This window comes from Nostoc sp. UIC 10890, from assembly GCF_054786515.1.
In genome coordinates this window covers 2,114,961-2,136,868 of the sequence record NZ_JBSGKF010000001.1, presented here as the reverse complement: position 1 = coordinate 2,136,868, position 21,908 = coordinate 2,114,961, and the positions used below count along the sequence as shown (strand labels likewise).

The 21,908-nt window shown below is 42.3% G+C and carries 8 protein-coding genes; all 8 read left to right on the top strand.

Going from position 1 to position 21,908, the window contains the following annotated elements; genetic code table 11:
- The 8 genes from ACWATR_RS08430 (at nt 1) to ACWATR_RS08395 (ending at nt 21,791) form a co-directional block, all read left to right on the top strand.
- Complete coding sequence (locus ACWATR_RS08430) at nt 1–4,299, top strand: amino acid adenylation domain-containing protein (RefSeq protein WP_460331365.1); 4,299 nt, start codon at nt 1–3, stop codon at nt 4,297–4,299.
- Nucleotides 4,300–4,381: 82 nt separating this feature from the next.
- Nucleotides 4,382–6,409: an ABC transporter ATP-binding protein/permease gene (locus tag ACWATR_RS08425; protein WP_460331363.1), complete on the top strand. Its 2,028-nt coding sequence runs from the start codon at nt 4,382–4,384 to the stop codon at nt 6,407–6,409.
- 106 nt (nt 6,410–6,515) lie between these two features.
- Nucleotides 6,516–7,685, top strand: a complete 1,170-nt coding sequence (locus ACWATR_RS08420; RefSeq protein ID WP_460331360.1) for a DUF6014 family protein — start codon at nt 6,516–6,518, stop codon at nt 7,683–7,685.
- 1,104 nt (nt 7,686–8,789) lie between these two features.
- Entirely contained in the window at nt 8,790–10,934 is a 2,145-nt protein-coding gene (locus tag ACWATR_RS08415; protein WP_460331357.1) for a patatin-like phospholipase family protein, read from the top strand.
- A gap of 56 nt (nt 10,935–10,990) precedes the next feature.
- Nucleotides 10,991–12,082, top strand: a complete 1,092-nt coding sequence (locus ACWATR_RS08410) for an isocitrate/isopropylmalate dehydrogenase family protein (protein WP_460331354.1) — start codon at nt 10,991–10,993, stop codon at nt 12,080–12,082.
- Complete coding sequence (locus tag ACWATR_RS08405; protein WP_460331351.1) at nt 12,066–13,775, top strand: aconitase/3-isopropylmalate dehydratase large subunit family protein; 1,710 nt, start codon at nt 12,066–12,068, stop codon at nt 13,773–13,775. The genes ACWATR_RS08410 and ACWATR_RS08405 overlap by 17 nt, the downstream gene beginning before the upstream one ends.
- A 396-nt stretch (nt 13,776–14,171) precedes the next feature.
- On the top strand, nt 14,172–14,564 hold the full coding sequence (locus ACWATR_RS08400) for a hypothetical protein (protein WP_069068158.1): 393 nt from the start codon (nt 14,172–14,174) through the stop codon (nt 14,562–14,564).
- 561 nt (nt 14,565–15,125) lie between these two features.
- The gene (locus ACWATR_RS08395; RefSeq protein WP_460331348.1) at nt 15,126–21,791 is read left to right on the top strand and encodes an amino acid adenylation domain-containing protein; all 6,666 of its coding nucleotides are present in this window, start codon (nt 15,126–15,128) and stop codon (nt 21,789–21,791) included.
- Nucleotides 21,792–21,908 lie beyond the last annotated feature (117 nt).

Below are 21,908 nucleotides of genomic sequence, written 5' to 3'. Positions count from 1 at the left end.
ATGACTAACAACACATTTGATTTTCTTTGTCAACTCAGAAATTTAAGTATTAATCTAGAAACCGATGGCGATCGCTTGCGCTGTCATGCACCTGAAGGAGCGTTAACTCCAACCCTGCGCCAAGAAATCGCCCAGCGCAAAACAGACCTGATTTTATTATTACAGGAGGCAAAGCAGCTTAAAGTCTCCGAGCAGTTGTCCATTCAACCCGTACTACGGGATGGTAAGCTACCACTGTCTTTTGCCCAACAACGGCTCTGGTTTATCCACCAGATATCACCCGACAGTACTGCTTACAATATGCTGGAAGCTCTGCAACTAGACGGTTCGCCCAATATTGGGGCACTGGAGCAGAGCCTCAGCGAACTGATTCGCCGCCACGAGATATTAAGAACCACTTTTCCCACAGTAGACGGAAACCCGATCCAGCTAATTGCCCCTCCCACTGCCTTAACTTTGCCAATCCATGACTTGCAGGGGTTTTCCACCGAGGAGCAAACTGAGCAAATTCGACAAATAGCCAAGTCCATTGCATCCGAGCTTTTCGATCTGGCTGCTGAACCATTAGTACAATTCACCTTACTCCAACTGAATTCCCAGGAGTATGTACTGCTGTTGAAGATGCACCACATTATCTACGATGGCTGGTCTTTGAGCATCTTTTTCCGTGAGTTATCTCAGTTATATGCAGCTTTCACTCAAGGATTACCCAACCCACTAGCCCAATTACCTATCCAGTACGCCGACTTTGCAGTTTGGCAACGCCAGTGGTTGACTGGCGAAGTTCTTGAGCGCCAACTCAATTACTGGCAAAAACAATTAGCAGGTGCGCCTCTAGTACTAGAACTCCCTGCTGATCGAAAACGTCCCCCAGTTCAGACCTTTCAAGGTGGAGTTGAGTGTTTTCAACTGGATCGCGACCTCACACAACGCCTCAAGCAATTAAGCCAGGAGTCAGACACAACCTTATTTATGACCCTACTGGCAGCTTTTTTGGTCTTGCTCTCTCGTTACAGTGGTCAGTCAGATATTGTTGTTGGTTCTCCGATCGCTAACCGTAACAGTCCAGCGATCGAACAGCTAATGGGGTTTTTTGCGAATACCCTACCATTAAGGGGCAATCTGTCTGGAAACCCCACCTTTACTGAGTTCTTAGCGCAAGTGCGGCAAACCACGTTGTCAGCATACTCCCACCAAGACTTGCCCTTTGAAATGTTGGTAGAAAAGTTACAGCCAGACCGAGATTTGAGTCGTAATCCCCTGGTACAAGTAATGTTTTCCCTCCAGAATGCGCCACAATCTTCTGCTAATTTGCCAGGTTTAACTATCCAAAATGTGCCGTTACCACTTGATGTCAAAGTCAGGTTTGATTTGGAAGTGAACTACTGGGAAAATCCAGAAGGTCTGGAAGGTGTTTGGTGCTATAACACTGATTTATTTGATGCCACCACAATTACTCGCATCGGCCAACATTTTCAAACTTTACTCAAAGCAATTGTCGCAAATCCCAGAATGGGAATTTCTGAATTACCACTATTGAGTTCAGCAGAAAGACATCAATTGTTGGTGGAGTGGAACGATACTCAAGTAGATTATCCCCAGGATTTGTGTATCCATCAGTTATTTGAGAAGCAAGTTGAGAAGACACCCGATGCAGTGGCGGTAGTGTATGAAAATCAACAACTGACTTATGGTGAGTTGAATATTCGTGCTAACCAGTTGGCACACTATTTGCGCTCCTTGGGCGTGGGAGTAGATGTACTGGTCGGGTTGTGTGTAGAGCGATCGCTAGAGATGATTGTGGGACTACTGGGAATTCTCAAGGCGGGTGGAGCATATCTGCCACTTGACCCAGAGTATCCCCAAGAACGCTTAAGTTTCATGCTTCAAGATGCTCAGGTAAAAGTGCTGTTGACTCAAGAAAAATTAGTAAAGTCTCTGACTCAACATCAGTCGCGTGTCGTCTGCTTAGACACCGACTGGCAAAGTATTAGCCAAGCAAATCAGGATAATCTCAACAGCACAGTCAGTTCGGAAAACCTCTCGTACATAATTTATACTTCCGGTTCTACAGGCACACCCAAGGGAGTAATCGTAACTCATCAGGCTGTAAATCGACTCGTGTTGAATACCAACTATGTGGAGTTAACACCTAATGACTGCGTTGCTCAAGCTGCCAATATTGCTTTTGATGCTGCAACCTTTGAAATTTGGGGAGCATTGCTGAACGGAGCCAAGCTAGTCATCATAAATAAATCTGTATTGCTGATCCCGACAGAATTTGCCGCAAATATCCGCGATCGCCAGATCAGCGTCTTATTTTTAACCACAGCTTTATTCAATCAGTTAGCCAGTTTTGTCCCCGAAGCATTTAGTTCTCTAAAATATCTACTATTTGGTGGTGAAGCGGTTGACCCCAGATGGGTGCAAGAAGTACTACAAAAAGGCGCTCCACAGCAACTTTTGCATGTTTATGGGCCAACAGAAAATACCACTTTTTCTTCTTGGTATTTGGTAGAGAACTTAGCAACTACAGCCAAAACTATCCCCATTGGTCGGGCAATTTCCAACACACAAATCTATTTACTAGACCAAAACTTACAACCTGTACCGATTGGCGTACCCGGAGAATTGTACCTTGGTGGTGCAGGATTGGCACGCGGCTATCTCAACCGACCAGAGTTAACACAAGAGAAATTCATCTCTAATCGCTTCGGTCAAAGCAGGGGAGCAGGGGAGCAGGGGAGCAGAGGAGCAGAAATTCTTCCCAATCCCCAATCCCCAGTTCCCAATCCCCGACTTTATAAAACTGGAGATTTAGCACGCTACTTGAGTGACGGCAACATCGAATACTTGGGACGTATTGATAACCAAGTAAAAATTCGTGGTTTCCGCGTTGAGTTGGGAGAAATTGAAGCCGTACTGAGCCAACATGAAGATGTGCAGGTATCTTGCGTCATCGCCCACGAAGATACCCCAGGTGAAAAGCGGTTAGTCGCTTACATCGTGCCGCACCCACAGGTGACACCCACAGTCAGCGTTCTGCGTCAGTTCCTTGCTAATAAACTACCTGCATATATGACGCCAAATGCTTTTGTGATGTTGGAGTCCTTGCCACTAACACCCAATGGAAAAGTAGACCGTCGCGCCTTGAAAGCACCTTCTAACACCAGCAACTTAGACAAATTTGTTCAACCTCGTAACCAATTAGAACTGCAACTAATACAAATCTGGTCAAAGATTCTGAAAGTTGACAAAGTGGGAGTACAAGATAACTTTTTTGACCTTGGTGGTCATTCCCTTTTAGCTCCCTACTTAATGACTCAAATTAAACAGCAGCTTGGTAAAGATGTCACCTTAACTAATATTTTTCAAAATCCAACTATTGAACAGTTGGCGACAATTGTACAAAAAGGCGCTGATTACTCTGATTCGTCTTGTTTGGTAGCAATTCAACCAAACGGTTCAAACTTGCCTTTCTTCTGCGTTCCCGGAGCAGGTGGCAGGCCTTTTTACTTCTATCACTTAGGACGTTATTTAGGAGCAGATCAACCATTATACAGTTTTCAAAATGATTTATATAGTGACTTAGAGTCAGTCACTCGTATTGAGGATATGGCTAGTATTTACATTCAAGCAATGCAAGCTGTGCAGCCCCAAGGCCCATACTTTTTAGGAGGACATTCCTATGGTGGGAACGTCGCTTTTGAAATGGCCCAACAGCTAGTTTCTCAGGGACATGAAGTTGCATTGCTGGCGATAATTGATTCTTCAGCACCGACTTATAAGGATAAGCAAATGCTGATTGATTATATTAATTGGGATGATGCTATGTGGCTAGCGGAGGTGAGTAAAGGAATAGAACTTTATTTAGAAAAAAGCGTGGATATTTCCTACGATACTCTTCAAACCTTGACTATGGAGGAGCAACTCAAATACGTTTTACACTATTTTAAAATGGCTAATATGTTGGCTCCTAATGCTGAAATTACGCAGCTGAAAAATATCGTCCAAGCTTATAAAACTAGCTGTTTATGTCTCGTTGATTATCTACCAAAACAGATTTATCCGGGTAAACTTACGATTCTACGAGCTAACGAGGATATGCCAGAAGACCCTAATAGTGAGTTAAATGCTGAGGTTTCAAAGGATTTATCCTTGGGCTGGAGCGAGTTTTGTACCGAACCAGTGGATATCCATTTTCTGCTAGGTAACCATATCACGATTATGGCTGAACCCCATGTCCAGGTTTTAGCCGAACGCTTGAAAGCTTGCATCCAGCAAGCATCAGCAAACTAAGTACAAAGATGCTTATTACTGATTATTCAGTACTAAAAAGTGCTAAATCTGATTATAAAAGATTTCAATTTATTTCTCAAATATGCCAACCCAAGCTGTTCAAGCTCAACCCATAACAAATGCTTTTTCAAGTTTTACTCAATTTTGGGAAGATGTAAAAGCGATCGCAGGCCCTTACTGGTATCCAACCAAGCCAGGTGATAGAACATTTCCAGACGTTCTTCGCGCTTGGGCAATGCTTATTCTTCTGATATTACTAATAATCGGGCTTGTGGGCGTAACTGCTTTTAATAGTTTTGTTGGTCGCTATTTGGTCGATAGTCTTATTCAAGACAAAGATTATGATAAGTTCCTTAACACCTTAGCAGTTAATATTGTTGGGTTAGTCTTGGTAACCCTGTTAGTAGGATTTTCTAAATTTGTCAGAAAAAAAATTGCTCTGGATTGGTACAAATGGCTAAACAATCATATTTTAGATAAATATTTGAGCAATCGTGCTTATTATAAAATTAACTTTCAAGCCGATCTTGATAACCCAGATCAACGCTTATCTCAAGAGATTGAACCTGTTACCAATAGTGCTTTGAATTTTTCAGCTACTTTTTTAGAAAAAGTACTGGAAATGACAACTTTTTTAATAATTGTCTGGTCTATTTCCCAACAAATCGCTGTTGTTCTACTTGCTTATACGATCATAGGTAATTTTATTGCTGTTTACTTAAATCAAACATTGAGTAAAATTAATCAAGAAGAACTTGGATTTAAAGCTGAATACAATTATTCCTTGACTCATGTTCGGAATCACGCTGAATCGATAGCTTTTTTTCAGGGAGAAAAACAAGAATTAAATATAATTGGACGCCGATTTAGTAATCTGGTTAACAACACGGAACGTAAGATAAGTTGGGAAAGAGGTACGGAAATTTTTAGCAGAGGATATCAATCTGTTATCCAAATCTTCCCCTTTTTAGTACTCGCGCCTTTATATATTAGAGACGAAATTGATTTTGGACAACTAGGACAAGCCGCTTTAGCTTGTAATATGTTTGCTGTTGCTCTGGGACAATTAATAAATGAATTTGGTACTTCAGGACGCTTTTCTAGTTACGTTGATCGTTTAGCTGAGTTTTCAAATTCTTTAGAAGAAGTAACTAAGCAACCAGAAAATGTAAGTACTATTAAAACAATAGAAGAAAATCATCTCACTTTTGAGCATGTCACCTTACAAACGCCCAACTATGAGCAGGTGATTGTCGAAAACTTATCACTTTCTGTTGAACCGGGAGAAAGTTTATTAATTGTTGGGCCTAGTGGTCGAGGTAAAAGTTCTCTGTTAAGAGCGATCGCTGGCTTATGGAATGCGGGAACTGGTCGTCTGGTGCGACCGCCTTTAGAACAAGTCTTATTTTTGCCCCAACGTCCTTATATAATTTTGGGAACTCTGCGCGAACAGTTACTCTATCCTCATACAAATCGTCCTATGAGCGATCGAGAACTCAAAGAAGTTTTACAACAAGTTAATCTGCAAAACTTGCTTAGTCGAGTCGATGGTTTCGATACAGAGGTTCCTTGGGAAAATATACTCTCCTTGGGAGAACAACAACGCCTTGCATTCGCCCGATTATTAATTACTCATCCTAGCTTCACCATATTAGATGAAGCAACAAGTGCTTTGGATTTGGATAACGAGGAGAGCTTGTATCAAAAGTTACTAGAGACAAAAACAACATTTATCAGTGTTGGACATCGAGAAAGTTTGTTTAATTATCATCAATGGGTTTTAGAACTATCACAAGATTCTAGTTGGCAACTTGTTACCGTGGAGGATTATCGGCGTCAAAAAGCAACAGAAATAGTCACTAATTCTCCTGAAAATACTGAAATCATCATAGATGTTTTACCCAATAATCAATCCCAAAACCCACCCGAACTAGGGACAATAACAGGCACGATTGAAGGGCTTTCTCATAAAGAAATGCAGGAATTAACAGACTATTCCGTTGCCAGTATTAGAAGTAGAGCAAGCCTTGGTAAGTCCACTACTGGCAAAGATGGCTTCACCTACCACTACAACAAAGACCCCAAGGTGTTGAAATGGGTGAAAATTTAACGCTTACTAATGCTTTTACCTAAAAATGAGCAAACTTTTTAAGCATAAATAGAGCAAAAAATAACATAATTTCGTACTCCAGCTAATTTCAATATTAGGTGTAAAAATGTCAACAATATTTGCAGATAAACAAGAATTAGCCAAACAAATAGTTCAATATATTAAGCAAGATGAAATTGCCATTGCTGTCAAAAAACTGCGTCAACAGGCGACAAACTCTTGTGAACTTCCTTCAATTTGGCTACTCAACACAGCAGATGCTTTAGAAAATAACGATTGGAGTATCTTGTCTGAAGGCTTTATTAATATGGATTTTATTGGTAAAAATGGTTATTTCTTGATAATCGCACCTTATCAAATAAATCGACAATGCCAAAGCCAGGTAACTTTAAGTGCAATTTACGGCAAAATGCACGATAACTCTCAGCCATCTATTGAACAATTAGAAAATCTGAGTCGCGAAAAATTTGGAACCCTAAGCCAACCAATTCCAAGAAACCTTTCTTTTACCGAAATTGCTAGTTGCGGTAATGTCAGTGGTGAAATTAGTGAAGCCTTCATCGTCCCAAATGGATGGTCATTTCCTAACAGTGTTTGTGGCCCAGCATTAAACAATGCAAGCGAGCAGCGACGACGTTTTTTAGGTTCTAGTCGCGAATGCATTCAAAAAGTATTTGAACATGAAACAGCAAATTTACTATTAGGCCCCTTAGAAGACGAAATCAATAGTGAACGCTATCGCCATATAGATACTCAAGTTCATGAAGCAGGACATGCTAGTGGTTTGGGATTTGACTTCAAAGTAAAGCATAATCTCTTCCAAAACTATGCCTATGCTGGTGTAGAAGAATGGCGATCTGATAGTTTAGGGTTTGAGTTTGCAGCTTGCATTTTACCTGCTCAAGAAGCTGGGAAGTTGGTAGCTGTTAATTTCTGCATTCGCTTTGGCTTAGATGCTCACCGTTTAGGAGGCATAGAAAAAGATACGGATGTATATGCTAGCCTTCTAAGCTTAGAACATCTTTTTCAAAATGATGCTATATATATTACTAAAAAAGGTCAATTAGCTTTACGTAATTTGAGTTATCCAGGTTTACTCCAAGCTGTTGAACTCCATCGGGCACAAGCGTTATCTCTTACTCGAAGAGAGTTAAACCTTAAAAGTCCTACAGGTATTTTCTATCTGTACAAAATAGACATTCATCCATCAACTCAATCAATTTTTCAAGGGCTAGTTATGGAACGCTGTCAAGGAATTTGGGCAGAGTTACAATAATTAGCAATACTTCTCGGTTAAGCATTTTTAATTCAGAATCGGGTTTTGGGAAAAGGGCAAAGGGTAAGGGTTAAAGGTTTTTTATTTCCCCTTTTCCCCTTAACCGAGAAGTATTACAATAATTAGTTTTCCCCTCTTTTTGGCGTTGTCGCATGAGCATGGGGAATATTAAAATAATTCGTAATTCGTAATTCGTAATTCGTAATTAAGTTTTGTAACGGATATTTTATCTACTTAACTGTCTTAACTGTCTTAACTGTCTACTTAACTTTCTTAAATTTCTTAACTGTCCACTTTTACTGTCTTAACTGTCTACTTTTAATGTCTTAACTGCTATTGCATTTTCTTGATAAAGCTGAGATTATTTGAGAGTAGAGATTAAGCGCGTTGCCATACTACTAGATTTGTGTATTTTTAACTTGTAATTGAGTTCATTCTCAAGCTTAGATGGTAAAAGTTAAGGATTTTTCTTTACCTTTTGCCCTTAGAGGATGTTTGAAAAATCCTCTTGTCGTCGGCATCAAAAATTTTAGATCCCCCTAAATCCCCCGATAAATTGGGGGACTTTGATTCCGGTTCCCCCCCCTTTTTAAGGCTACGGTGTACACACAAGTCGAAAAAAGATCAATTTCTCATTGTTCTCTCGTTTATATCGTTCCTATGCTCTGCATAGGAATGCCTAATTAGGGGCTGCTGCCTCTAGTCAGATATTGAGTCAGAGACTCAATGAATGCATTCCCAGTCTGAGACTGGGAACGAGGAAATGCTTATCAAGCTAGGTTTTTAGGACTTGTGTGTACACCGTAGCTTTTTAAGGGGGTAGAGGGGATCTAAAAGTGGCTAAAGTCACAGTGACATACTTTTCAAACAACCTCTTAACCGACAAGTTTTGAAGCACGTTGATTTAATAAAAAAATTAATCTTTGGCTATAAAAAATTACTAATTTCCGATAAATTGCCTAATTAAGGTAAAAATATGTTTAACGCAGGTAGTTCAAGAGATTTACCAACAAATATAGTTTATTCATCTATTGCATTGATTAATTAGAATTACGAATTACGAATTACGAATTACGAATTATCCTATTTGGAGATTAAACTCTTGTGACAAACCAGGTATATAGCCAATCAGTTCTGACATTTGATGGCCAAGATGATTACATAGACTTTGGCAAAAATGATTTTTCTGGTGTTTTTGCTCAAGGAAGTTCGGCCTTTACGATTTCTGGATGGGTGAATCCTCATCAGCTAACAGATAAAGCCACTACATACGGCACGCGCAATGTTTTTTTTGCTCGTTCTTCAGATAGATATAGTGATAATTTTGAGTTCGGCATCAGTGAATCAGGGAACCTAGATATATTTATTGATGAGACTATTGAGAAGAAAATTAAAACTTTTGGCAATGGAGAATTAACTATCGGACAATGGCACTTCTTTGCCATTGTTTTTAATAAAGGTCAACTGAGCATATATCTTGATGAGAATGAGTATTTTGGGTACTTTACAGGAGACTCTTTAAATAAAGCAACTAGTTCTGTAACACTGGGCGCGACTTTACACAACAACATATATTTCACAGGTCAATTAGCGAATATTAGCGTCTGGAATTATCCCTGTCCCCCAGCAGAAATCCAAAGGCATCGAGATCAGCCTTTAGTTGGGAATGAACAAGGATTAGTCGCTTACTGGAGATTAAACGAAGGACAAGGAAAAACTGTAAAAGACCAAACTGAAAATGGTCTTGATGGAAACTTGCGTGGCAATCCTAGTTGGGATTTAGCACAACTTCCATTTGGAATTACACAATCATCAAACGAGAGTGAGCCACAAGAACAGACAGCGAGTAGTTCCGAGGAGAGAAACCTTGCGGGAACTGTGGTGCTGGAGCCAGAAAGCCAATCTGTTGCAGAAGTTGTCTCCGTTGAAGTAATTGCTGTCAATGAAGCTGAGTTGCAGCAAGAGTCCGTTGAGGTTCCTCCAATTGTAGAAACTGGCATCCCAACCCAGACAACAACTGTGTTAGCGCCAGAGGAGCGTCACCCAAAGGCAAAAAAAGGGACAAAAAGACAGAGCGAAAAATCTGCAAACATTCAAACTCCCCAGCCAAAAGAGGAGAAAGCCGAAACAGTTCCAGTCGATATTCAACAGCAAACATTAACTCAGGAGCGATCGCCAAAAACTATGAATACGAAAGCTAATCCTAAATACAAAATACTTGCTATTGATGGCGGTGGTATTCGGGGCATTATCCCAGCCCTGCTGCTAGCAGAAATTGAAAAGCGGGCACAAAAGCCGATTTTTAGTTTGTTCGATTTAATTTCTGGCACTTCCAGCGGTGGAATTCTGGCACTCGGATTAACCAAACCCCGATTAGACTTAGAAGCCACTGATAGCTCACCCACCGCCCAATACAGTGCTGAGGATCTAGTCCAAATATATCTTGAGTATGGGGCTGAGATATTTTACGAGCCATTTTGGGAACAAATACTCGGTCAACTAGAAGATATATTCGTCCAACCAAAATATTCTTCTGAAGGCAGAGAAGAAATTATCAGGCAATATTTTGGCGACACTCCTCTAGAAAATAATCTCAAAGAAGTTTTCGTAACTAGCTACGATATCGAGCAGCGAATTCCTATATTCTTTACTAATAAAATCGAAAAGCAACAGACAGAATCGAAAAGATTCCGCAAGTTATGCTCAGGTTTTACCCTCACAGATGCGGCATTGGCAACTAGTGCAACTCCGACTTATTTTGCTCCCTATCGCGTTGCTAGTTCTCATAATACCAACGGCTTCTATACTTTAGTTGATGGCGGAGTAGTCGCTAATAATCCAGCTAATTTGGCTATTTTAGAAGCGCAAATTAGTAGACAAGAAAATAAACAAGTCTTGAATACAGAGGATGTCTTGATAGTATCCTTGGGTACCGGTTCCCTGACAAGTGTCTACCCTTATGACGAAGTGAAAAAATGGGGACTATTGCAATGGGCAAAACCGCTGTTAAATATTGTGCTTGATGGTGGCAGCGAAGTAGTAGCTGGAGAATTAGAAAGGTTGTTTGAGGCTAATAATAAAGGTAGTAAAAGTTCTTATTATCGATTTCAAACATTCTTAAAAAGTGAACTCGAATCAATAGATAATGCCAAGCCAGAAAATCTGCGGCAGTTGCAAACTTTAGCTAATACACTGATTCAAGAAAAAAGTAAAGAAATCGATGAGTTGATTAGTATTTTATCAACCTAAATCTGAGCTTTTCTTGATGTTAATGGAGTTGAGCCAGTAATTTTTAATAGGTCGAAATGGGGTCTTTAAGTAAGCCATATTATCGGATCGTCGCCATTCTTGGGGAAGGAATTGGGTCAGAAGTTGTGGAAGCTTCCTTAAAAATTCTGCAACACGTCGCTAAAATTGAAGGATTTACCTTACAGGTAGACTATGGCTGGCTCGGTGCAACTGCCTTTGAACAACTGGGTAGTTACTTCCCTCAAGCTACCGCCGAATTGTGCGATGGAGCCGATGGCATTGTATTTGGTGCAGTTACCCAAGGCGGACTACTAGAACTCCGAAAGCATTTCGACTTTTTTTGCAATCTTCGTCCGATCCGTAGCGTTAAAAGTCTCGTACATAAATCTAGTCTTCGACCAGAGAAAATTCAAGGAATTGATATTCTCATCGTTCGAGAACTAGTCAGTGGAATCTATTTTGGCCCATCTGGACGTGGCTCAGATGATAAAGGAGATTATGGGTATCATACGATGCGCTATTACGATGAAGAGATTCGTCGAATTGCTCGCAAGGCTTTAGAACAAGCCCAATATCGCCGAGGATTACTCACCGTAGCCCACAAAGAAAATGCCTTGCCTTATTTGCATTGGACTCGTCTAGTGGAAGAAGAAGCCAAAGAGTTTCCTGGCGTTGTTATCGAACCAATGCTGATAGATAACTTAGCTATGCAAATGGTTCTGAATCCCCAACGGTTTGATGTAATTTTAGCGGGCAATTTATTTGGAGATATTCTTAGCGATATTGGTGGTGCATTAATTGGCTCAATTGGTTTATTAGGATCGGCGAGTCTTAATGCTGATGGATTTGGTTTGTACGAAGCGATTCATGGTACAGCCCCAGACATTGCTGGGAAGGGAATTGCTAATCCCCTTGGCACCCTTGGAGCTTGTATTTTAATGCTTCAACAATGGGGGGAAGTGCGGGCTGCCCAACTGATTATTGCAGCGCAAGACCGGATTTTAGCTAAAGGATACCGAACAGCTGATTTATTTAGCCAAGGAGAAGAAATTTTAGTCAATACTACAACCTTAGTTGACCTTTTACTTGAAGAACTTTCAGTTGTGCAACATTCTCAATTAGGAGTGCTTCATGAGTCATGCAAATAACGTTTTGCACCTGGGAGATGATATCAATACCGATGATATTATTCCTGCCAATCGGGCGACAACAGATGACCCTGATTACTTAAAAAAGTATGCTTTAGAACATATTATTGGAGCAGGTGAACTGCTAAAATTCAATGTGATTGAAGCAGGAGAAAATTTCGGCTGTGGTTCCAGTCGAGAAGTTGCCCCCATTGCCTTGCAAGCTGCGGGAATTGAGAAAATTCGGGCGCGATCGTTCGCTGAAATTTTTTATCGTAATAGCATCAATATTGGACTAACCTTAGAAATTCTGGGGGAGAAACAGGAGAATCCTGTAGTTGATGCGATCGCACTAGCCGGTGGGTTAATGTCTTTTAATCAGCTGCGTCGTCAGGGTAAAATCACCATTCCTCGCAGCCTCACCCCGCCACGCCCCATGACTTTAGTCGAAAAACTCTTGGCTAAAGCCTCTGGAAATTCTTACGTCCAGCCGGGAGAAGTGGTTTTTGCCCAGGTCGATTTAGCCTTATCCCATGATGCTGTAGCCGGGCCTGTGGCCAAGATATTTTATCAAGAGTATGGAGAAGGAGCAAAGTTATGGGACTCCCAAAAGGTAGTTTTGGTAGCCGATCACTTTATCCAAGTTAACGACATCCGGGCTGATCACAAAGCTCATGTCATGTATGACCAGATGATTCAGTTTGCTAAAGTCCAAGGATGCCACTTATTTGATATGGTTTCCCCTGGTGAAGCAGCGGGCATCTGTCACGTTTTACTCCCAGAAAAAGGGTTTGTCCGACCAGGAATGCTGATTGCCGGTACAGATTCCCATACCTGCACCTACGGGGCATTGGGAGCCTTTTCCACAGGAGTAGGAAGCACCGATATGGCTAATATTTATGCCACAGGAGATATGTGGATTCGTGTTCCTCCAACCCTAGTATTTGAGTTGTCTGGAACCTTGTCTCCTAAAATTAGTGCCAAAGATATTATCCTATTTATCCTGGGAAAAATCGGCTGTGCTGGCGCTAGCGGTAAGGTAATAGAGTTTAGAGGGTCAATCCTTGCACAACTGCCCTTTGATGAAAGGTTAACTCTAGCCAATATGGCTGTAGAGTGTGGTGCAATATGTGGCTTGATTGTTCCTGATGAGGTGACACGTGAGTATGTAAAAAACCGAGCTTCAGAAGAATTTGCAGAGATTATCGGTGATGCTGATGCTGAGTACGAAAGGGTTTATCAATTTGACCTTAGTGATTTAGAAGCACAAGTGGCACGTCCCCCAAAACCGGATCAAGTAGTTGCCATTAGTCAATTAGAAGATATTCCGATTACCAAAGCTTTTATTGGCTCTTGTACTGGGGGTAAACTCTACGATTTAGCTCAAGCAGCCGAAGTTTTGCACGATCGCCAACTGGCAGACGGTGTAAGCTTGTTTATTGTACCTGCAACCATTGAAATTCGAGAACAAGCCCAAGAGTTAGGCTATCTCGATATTTTTGAACAAGCAGGAGCACAAATTCTCAAGACAGGTTGTGGGGCTTGTATCAATTCTGGACTTGGGGTTTTGGCAAAAGAAGAAACAGGGATTTATGCAACCAATCGCAATTTTAAAGGACGTAGCGGCGATCCAACGGGCAAAAATTATTTAGCCTCACCAAGAACAGTGGCTATCTCTGCTGTAAATGGGAAAATTAGCGATCGCTTTGATTGAACTGGGGATGGGAGGAATGCGATTGTGTGAGATGGGTAAGCAGAGGCTACCGTGTACACACAAGTCTTTTTCACCCCCTCTAACTCCCCCTTGGTAAGGGGGAGAACCGGATATTTCCCTGCTTTGTAAGGGGAAGAACCGGATATTTCCCCCCTTTGTAAGGGGAAGAACCGGATATTTCCCTGCTTTGTAAGGGGAAGAACCGGATATTTCCCCCCTTTGCAAGGGGAAGAACCGGATATTTCCCCCCTTTGTAAGGGGAAGAACCGGATATTTCCCCCCTTTGCAAGGGGGGATTAAGGGGGGTAAATCCAGGGATTGGGGATTGAAACCTCAATTAAATCGAATTATCAGAGCGTGTTTTAACCAAGAAAAAAAGGATTTTAGGTAATTACAATGGACGAAATCGTTAAAAAACTTGCTGGTCTGGGTCTTCCTGGCATCATTATCGTGATTTTAGCAGTCACATCAGCAGGTAGTAATGCTGCTATTGTTGCTGCCCTCACAGCCTTGGGAGGGCCCTTCGGTATTGTCGGAGGTATAGGTATACTTGGTCTAATAACGGTTGTAGGGGATACTGTCGCGGGATATGGAATTGAAGCTGTTCTCAAGGCCGTCTATACAGAACGTAGTAAAACAGAATCAGTGAGATATCTCCTCAAAGAAATTAAAGATTTACCCATTTCAGATGAGCTAAAACTCAAACTGAGAAATGAACTGAGTCCAGAAGTTATTATTGATACTGAAGAGATTCAGCCACCAAAAACAATTGAAATTGTCGAGGAATAATTTCACTATTAGAGGTTGTTTGAAAAGTGTTTCGCTGTGACTTTAGGCACTTTTAGATCCCCCCTACCCCCTTAACAAGCTACGGTGTACACACATCTTGGTAATGAAGCCCAAATCCTGGATTTACCCCCCTTAGTCCCCCCTGCCAAGGGGGGAAATATCCGGTTCTCCCCCTTGCTAAGGGGGAGTTAGAGGGGGTGAGAAGGACTTGTGTATGCACCGTAGCATTAAAAGGGGGGAACCAGAATCAAAGTCACCCTTTGTAAGGGGATTTAGGGGGATCTAAAATTTTTGATACCGACAAGAGGACTTTTCAAACATCCTCTTACATTCGGTGACATTTTAAATCAAATAGCACTAATACTATTTTGGATTTTAGATTGGGATTTGGGAGCCTGAAAAGCTGACTGTATTTTGCTTTGAGACATCTATCCATTCGTATTCTATTTTCCGATTGGCGTCAGTAAAGCGATCGCAGTAAATTGCTCTGATTTTTCCAAAAAATAGCTATAGAGCCAGTTCAACCATATATTCAAAAACTATAACTGTACTAAATTTATTATGGAAGAAATTATCATTAACTCTACTCAGTATGTTGATGATTTTTGTGCTTTAACTGAGCAGGAACAACATAAAGTATTAGTTGAATGGAATGATACAACGGTAGATTATCCCAAACATCTATGCATACATCAGTTATTTGAAGCACAAGTAGAAAAAACTCCAGATAATATTTCTGTCGTCTTTAATGAGGAACAACTAACCTACAAAGAGTTGAACCACCGAGCCAATCAATTAGCACATTATTTGCGAATTCTAGGAGTAGATACAGAAGTTCTAGTAGGCATTTGCGTTGAGCGCTCCTGGGAAATGGTAGTGGGCAGTTTGGGCATTCTCAAAGCGGGTGGAGCTTATGTGCCGTTAGATCCATCGTATCCCAAAGAGCGTCTAGCGTTCATGCTCTCAGATTCACAAGTGCAGGTGTTATTAACGCAGCAAAAGTTTGTTGAAGAATTTTCTGAAAGCGGAGTGAAAACAGTTTGTCTGGATAAGGATTGGGAATCGATTGATCGCCAGAGCCAAGATAATCCTACTAGCGATGTGACGGCTGAAAATCTAGCTTACGTTATTTATACATCCGGTTCTACAGGAACACCAAAGGGAGTCGCTATAACGCATCGGGCTGTCAATCGGCTAGTGTGCAATACTAATTACGTGCAGTTAGAACCAAGCGATCGCATGGCTCAAGCCTCAAATACTTCATTTGATGCAGCCACTTTCGAGATTTGGGGATCTCTCCTGCATGGGGCTACCTTGGTAGTAATTCCTCAGAATATTGTGCTTTCACCACAGCATTTTGCAGCCTACATACGCGAGCAAGGAATTAGTGTATTATTTTTGACTACTGCCTTATTTAATCATTTAGCTAACGTTGTTCCCCAGGCATTTAAAGACCTGCGACACTTGCTATTTGGTGGCGAGGCTGTAGATCCAAAGTCAGTCAAAGCAGTTCTGAGGAATGGAGCGCCACAGCGATTGCTGCACGTTTACGGCCCTACTGAAAGTACAACATTTGCTTGTTGGTATCTGGTGCAAGATGTACCAGAAGGGGCAAAAAATCTACCGATTGGTCGCCCGATCTCCAATACACAAATATATATACTGAACTCCAAACTTCAACCAGTTCCTATTGGTACTCCTGGTGAATTATATATTGGTGGCGACGGTTTGGCACGAGGCTACCTGAATCGCCCAGAGTTAACCGAGGAAAAATTTATCCCCAGTCCTTTTGAGGAGGCAGGAGGTAGGAGACTTTACAAAACTGGTGACTTAGCCCGTTTCTTACCAGACGGAAATATTGAGTTTTTGGGCCGAGTCGATAATCAGGTAAAAATTCGCGGTTTCCGCATTGAACTTGGAGAAATTGAGGCGCTTTTGACTCAACATTCGGATGTACAGCAGGCGGTAGTAATCGTCCGTGAAGATATCCCTGGTGATAAGCGCCTTGTTGCCTATGTTGTTCTTAACCAAAAACTTGATAGTGCCAGTACTTTAAAACGCTTTCTCCAGGAAAAGCTGCCCCATTACATGGTGCCAGCAGTCTTTGTCATCTTAGACTCGTTGCCCCTTACACCCAATGGTAAAGTGGATCGTCGGAATCTTCCAGGTTGCGATCGCACACGCCCCGCTCTCGAAGAAACTTTTGTCGCACCTCGTAGCCCAATTGAGAAGACTTTAGCAGTCATCTGGGCTGAGTTACTAGCACTTGAGGAGATTGGAGTCAATGACAATTTTTTCCAGTTGGGTGGTCATTCCCTAATTGCAACTCAGATCCTTTCCCGCGTGCGCGAAGTTTTCCAAGTCGAGTTGTCTTTTCACCACATCTTTGAAAACCCCACCATCGCAGGTTTAGCTCAACTAATCGAACAGCATAGTCAGTTAGAACAGCCGTTGCAGCGTCCCACCATCCAACGAATTGGGCGTGAGGGACTCTTACCAGTTTCCTTTGCCCAAGAGCGAGTGTACTTTATTCAGCAAGTGGCTCCTGAAAGTAGTGCCTACCAATTCCAGGCAACTATGCGATTTAAAGGTCAGCTGAATGTGGCGGTATTACAACAATGCCTCAACGAAATTGTGCGCCGTCATGAAATATTTCGCACTACTTATCCGGCGATAAATGGACGGCTATTTCAGATAATTCACCCAGCGTCACCAATCAGCTTTAAAGTTATTGACCTCCAGACATTTTCTGAATCTGAGCGGGAAGCAGAAGTTCAGCGCCTAGTTGAGGCAGAAGTACAAAAGCCGTTTGACTTGAATCAACTACCACTAGTTAAATGGGTTTTGTTAAGGTTGAGCGACCAAGAACATTTATTGCTCCACATTGAACATCACATAATTCATGATGGTTGGTCATTTAATGTATTTCTGGGTGAGTTGCTTGAACTTTATCAAGCCTTCTGTTTGAGTAATCCTTCCCCATTGACTGAGCCAATCCTCCAGTTTGTGGATTTTGCCCATTGGCAGCGACAGTGGGTCAAAAGCCAAGAAGCCCAAACCCAATTAACTTATTGGCAGCAGAAATTATCCGGTAGTTCACCGTTGTTGGAATTACCATTAGATCGCCCGCGACCACCGGAGCAAACTTATAATGGCGATCAAATTAGGGTGGAACTTCCCATCAACTTGTGCGAATCTCTGCGAGTTCTGAGTCGTCAAGAGGGTGTCACCTTATTTATGACCATGCTGGGAGCTTTTTTGGTAATATTGCACCGATACACTGGGCAAAACGACCTAAGCGTAGGAACTGCTGTTGCCAATCGGCGGATGCACGAAGTAGAAAAGTTAATTGGGATGATTGTCAATAACTTGGTTCTACGCACTGATTTGTCTGGCAATCCCACATTTCAGGAATTACTCGGCCGAGTACGTCAAGTCACACTGGAAGCATATAACAACGAAGATTTACCTTTTGATAAGGTGGTGGAAGTTCTCAAACCAATACGGAATTTGAGACACAATCCCCTATTTCAAGTGATGTTCAGCTTCCATGATTCTCCCATGCCGGACTTGAGTCTCCCAGGCTTGGACATTAGCTTGCATGAACCGATTAGCAATAAATCAGCAAAGTTTGATCTGGATTTCCTGGTTATACCGCGTTCAGAGCAACGCGTGCAGAACGGTTCTAAAACGGGAGCGAAGGGAATCACGCTAATTTTAGAATACAACAGCGATTTATTTGATGCTGCCACAATCCAACGAATGCTAGAGCAGTATCAAAATTTACTAGAGGGAATTGTTGTTAATCCAGAGCAGCGAGTTTCAGAATTACCACTGCTAACGCAGACTCAGCAGCAATTACTGGTGGAGTGGAATCAGACTCAGAAAGAGTACAGCTTTAATCAGGGTATTCATGAGTTATTTGCAGTTCAGGTGGAGTTAACTCCCGATGCTGTAGCTATTCAGCAAGAAGATCAACAGCTAACTTACCGTGAATTGAGCGATCGCGCCAATCAACTTGCACACTATCTACAAACTTTGGGAGTCAAACCAGAAACCTTAGTGGGTATCTGCATTGAGCGTTCTCTAGAAATGATTATCGGCTTACTCGGCATTCTCAAAGCGGGCGGTACATACATTCCCCTTGACCCTAGCTATCCCCAAAAGCGACTGGCTGATATTCTCGAAGATACGCAACTGAGCATTCTGCTGACTCAAGAAAGATTTCAGGAAAAATTACCAGATTATGCCGGAAAAACCATCTGTTTAGATAAAGACTGGGAAATAATTGCAGGGCAGAGTACAACCAATCCGATTACTAACGTTCAGCCGCATAACCTCGCCTACATTATTTACACCTCTGGTTCTACGGGTAAACCTAAAGGAGTGATGATTGAACAGCGATCGCTAATGAATTTTGTTATCAGTGCTATGCATGAATATGGAATTAATGCAACTGATAATATTCTGCAATTTGCATCTCTCTGTTTTGATACATCTATTGAAGAAATCTTACCTTGTCTTTCAGTCGGCGCAACATTAGTACTGCGAACCGAAGAAATGCTGCACTCCAGCGATGAATTTTGGCGGTGTTGCCGAGAATGGCAGTTAACTGTTTTGGATCTTCCCACAGCGTACTGGCATCAATTAGTAGCGGAACTTACACCTCAAGATTCCCGAATTCCTGAAAGTTTGAGAATGGTGATTATTGGTGGAGAAGAAGCTCAACTCGAAAAAGTGCAGCACTGGCACAGTAGTGTTGCTCACCTCTGCAATCCACCCCAATTACTTAATAGTTACGGGCCAACGGAAGCAACGATTATAACTACCTTAGCTCGCTTAACCTCAGCTAACTCCGTTTCAATTGGACGACCGATTAGCAATGCTCAAGTTTATATTTTGGATCAATATCTGCAACCAGTACCAATAGGAGTTCCCGGAGAATTGCACATTGGCGGAGCCGGATTAGCTAGAGGGTATTGGCAACGCCCTGAACTTACGACGGAGAAATTTATCCAAAATGCAAAATTGGCTCGACTCTATAAAACGGGGGATTTAGCACGTTTTCGCGCCGATGGCAACCTAGAATATCTCGGACGAGTTGACAATCAGGTGAAGATTCGCGGCTTCCGCATTGAGTTGGGAGAAATCGAGACGGTGCTGAGACAACACCCACAGGTATTTGAGGCTGTAGTTATTGCTCGTGAAGATATCCCTGGACAAAAGCGCCTTGTGGCTTATGTTGTTCCGCACCAGCCGCAACCAACCGCGGATAAACTGCGCCATTTCCTGAAACAGAAGTTGCCTAATTATATGGTGCCCTCAGCGATCGCACTCCTGAAAGCCCTACCAATGACTCCGAACCAGAAGGTAGATTACCGCGCCCTTCCAGCCACCGAACTTTCACTGAGTGTAGAAGATAATTTTGTTGCACCGCAAACTCCGACAGAAGAGAAATTAGCGGCGATTTGGTCGGAAATTTTAAGGCTAAAACAAGTCGGCATCCACGATAACTTCTTTGAATTGGGCGGCGACTCCATCCTCAGTATTCAGGTAATTTCAAGAGCCAATCAGGCGGGTATCCAAATTGCCCCTAAACAGCTATTTCAGTACCAAACAATTGCTGAATTAGCTGCTGTGGCAGGAATTGCTCGCTCTGTCAAAGCCGAACAAGGGTTAGTGACAGGTACAGTAGCGCTGACACCCATCCAACACTGGTTTTTCGAGCAGAAATTGCCCGAACCTGATTACTTTAACCAGTCAGCCCTGCTAAAAGTGCCGCCAGACTTACAACCAGAGCTATTGCAGCGAGTCGTGCAACAATTATTGATGCATCACGATGTTTTGCGTTCGCAGTTTATACAAGAAGGGGAAAACTGGCAGCAGATTAACGCCCCTACCCAGGAAGTTGTGCCATTTAGCGTCATCAACTTGTCGCACCTGTCGCCAGAAGAACAACAAACAGTAATGAAAGCGACGGATGCTGAACTCCAGGCTAGCTTGAATCTATCAACTGGAGCGATCGCACGAGTAGCATTGTTTCAATTAGGCAATAATCAACCCGGCAGATTACTGTTCATCATCCATCACTTAGTAGTAGATGGCATTTCGTGGCGGATTTTGCTCGAAGATTTGGCTACAGCTTACCAGCAAATCAGCCGTGGCGAAGCTATTAAACTACCACCGAAGACAACATCCTTTCAATATTGGAGCGATCGCTTAACAGAATACGCCAAATCATCAGATGAGTTGAATTATTGGCTAAATGAGTCTAGTAGTTCGCCAAGTGAACTTGGCGGGGTAAAGGGTAAAGGGGAAGGGGGAAAGGTTTTAAATCCCTTAACCTTTCCCCTTTCCCCTTTCCCCAGACCTCACCTAGCATCTTTGGGTTGGCAGACTACTAGTTTGAAAGTTACCGCCTTGCCAGTAGATTATCCTTCAGATCAAGAAAATAACACCTTAGCTTCAACCGCTTCTGTGTCACTTTCCTTAACTGAAGAACAAACCCGCGCCCTCTTGCAGGATGTACCCTCTGCCTACAACACTCAAATTAATGATGTACTGTTAACTGCCCTAGTGCAAAGCTTTGCCCAATGGACAGGAGAACGTTCTTTACTCGTTGATTTAGAGGGACATGGACGAGAAGACTTGTTTGAGGATGTGGATTTGTCGCGGACTGTGGGCTGGTTTACTACCATATTCCCCGTTCATTTACAGCTAGAAGAAGTTGAACAAGAGGCAGGAGAGGCTTTAAAGTCAGTCAAAGAACAACTACGGCGCATCCCCAACCGGGGCATCGGCTATGGCGTGTTGCGATATTTGCACCCGGATGAGAAAATTCGCACGAAATTACGGGATTTACCCCAAGCACAAGTAAGTTTTAACTACCTTGGTCAATTCGATCAGGTGCTTAAGGCATCTGCTGTATTGGGTTTGGCTGAAGATTTTAAAGATGAACAGAGTTTAGTTAATCAGCGCAGCCACCTATTAGGAGTAAGCGGATTTATTCGTGCAGAAAGGCTGGAAATGACTTGGAATTACAGCGAAAAAGTTCATAAACGAGACACCATCGAGGGTTTAGCTGTTGGGTTCATGGAGGCATTGCGATCGCTCATTACTCACTGTCAATCCCCTGGTGCGATCGGTCATACACCTTCAGACTTCTCAGCAGCCAGACTCAGCCAAAAACAGCTTGACAAATTCCTCGCCAAAATTAAAACGAAGTAGTCATTTGTCATTGGTCATTTGTCATTGGTCATTGGTCATTTGTCATTGGTCATTGGTCATTAATTATTCTCCTTCTTGCCCCCTGCTCCCCTGCCCCCTGCTCCCCTGCTCCCCTGC

Excerpts from the sequence above, each read along its gene's own strand:
- ACWATR_RS08430 (WP_460331365.1), top strand. The coding sequence starts at position 1 with ATGACTAACAACACATTTGATTTTCTTTGTCAACTCAGAAATTTAAGT.
- ACWATR_RS08425 (WP_460331363.1), top strand. The coding sequence starts at position 4,382 with ATGCCAACCCAAGCTGTTCAAGCTCAACCCATAACAAATGCTTTTTCA.
- ACWATR_RS08420 (WP_460331360.1), top strand. The coding sequence starts at position 6,516 with ATGTCAACAATATTTGCAGATAAACAAGAATTAGCCAAACAAATAGTT.
- ACWATR_RS08410 (WP_460331354.1), top strand. The coding sequence starts at position 10,991 with ATGGGGTCTTTAAGTAAGCCATATTATCGGATCGTCGCCATTCTTGGG.
- ACWATR_RS08405 (WP_460331351.1), top strand. The coding sequence starts at position 12,066 with ATGAGTCATGCAAATAACGTTTTGCACCTGGGAGATGATATCAATACC.
- ACWATR_RS08400 (WP_069068158.1), top strand. The coding sequence starts at position 14,172 with ATGGACGAAATCGTTAAAAAACTTGCTGGTCTGGGTCTTCCTGGCATC.
- ACWATR_RS08395 (WP_460331348.1), top strand. The coding sequence starts at position 15,126 with ATGGAAGAAATTATCATTAACTCTACTCAGTATGTTGATGATTTTTGT.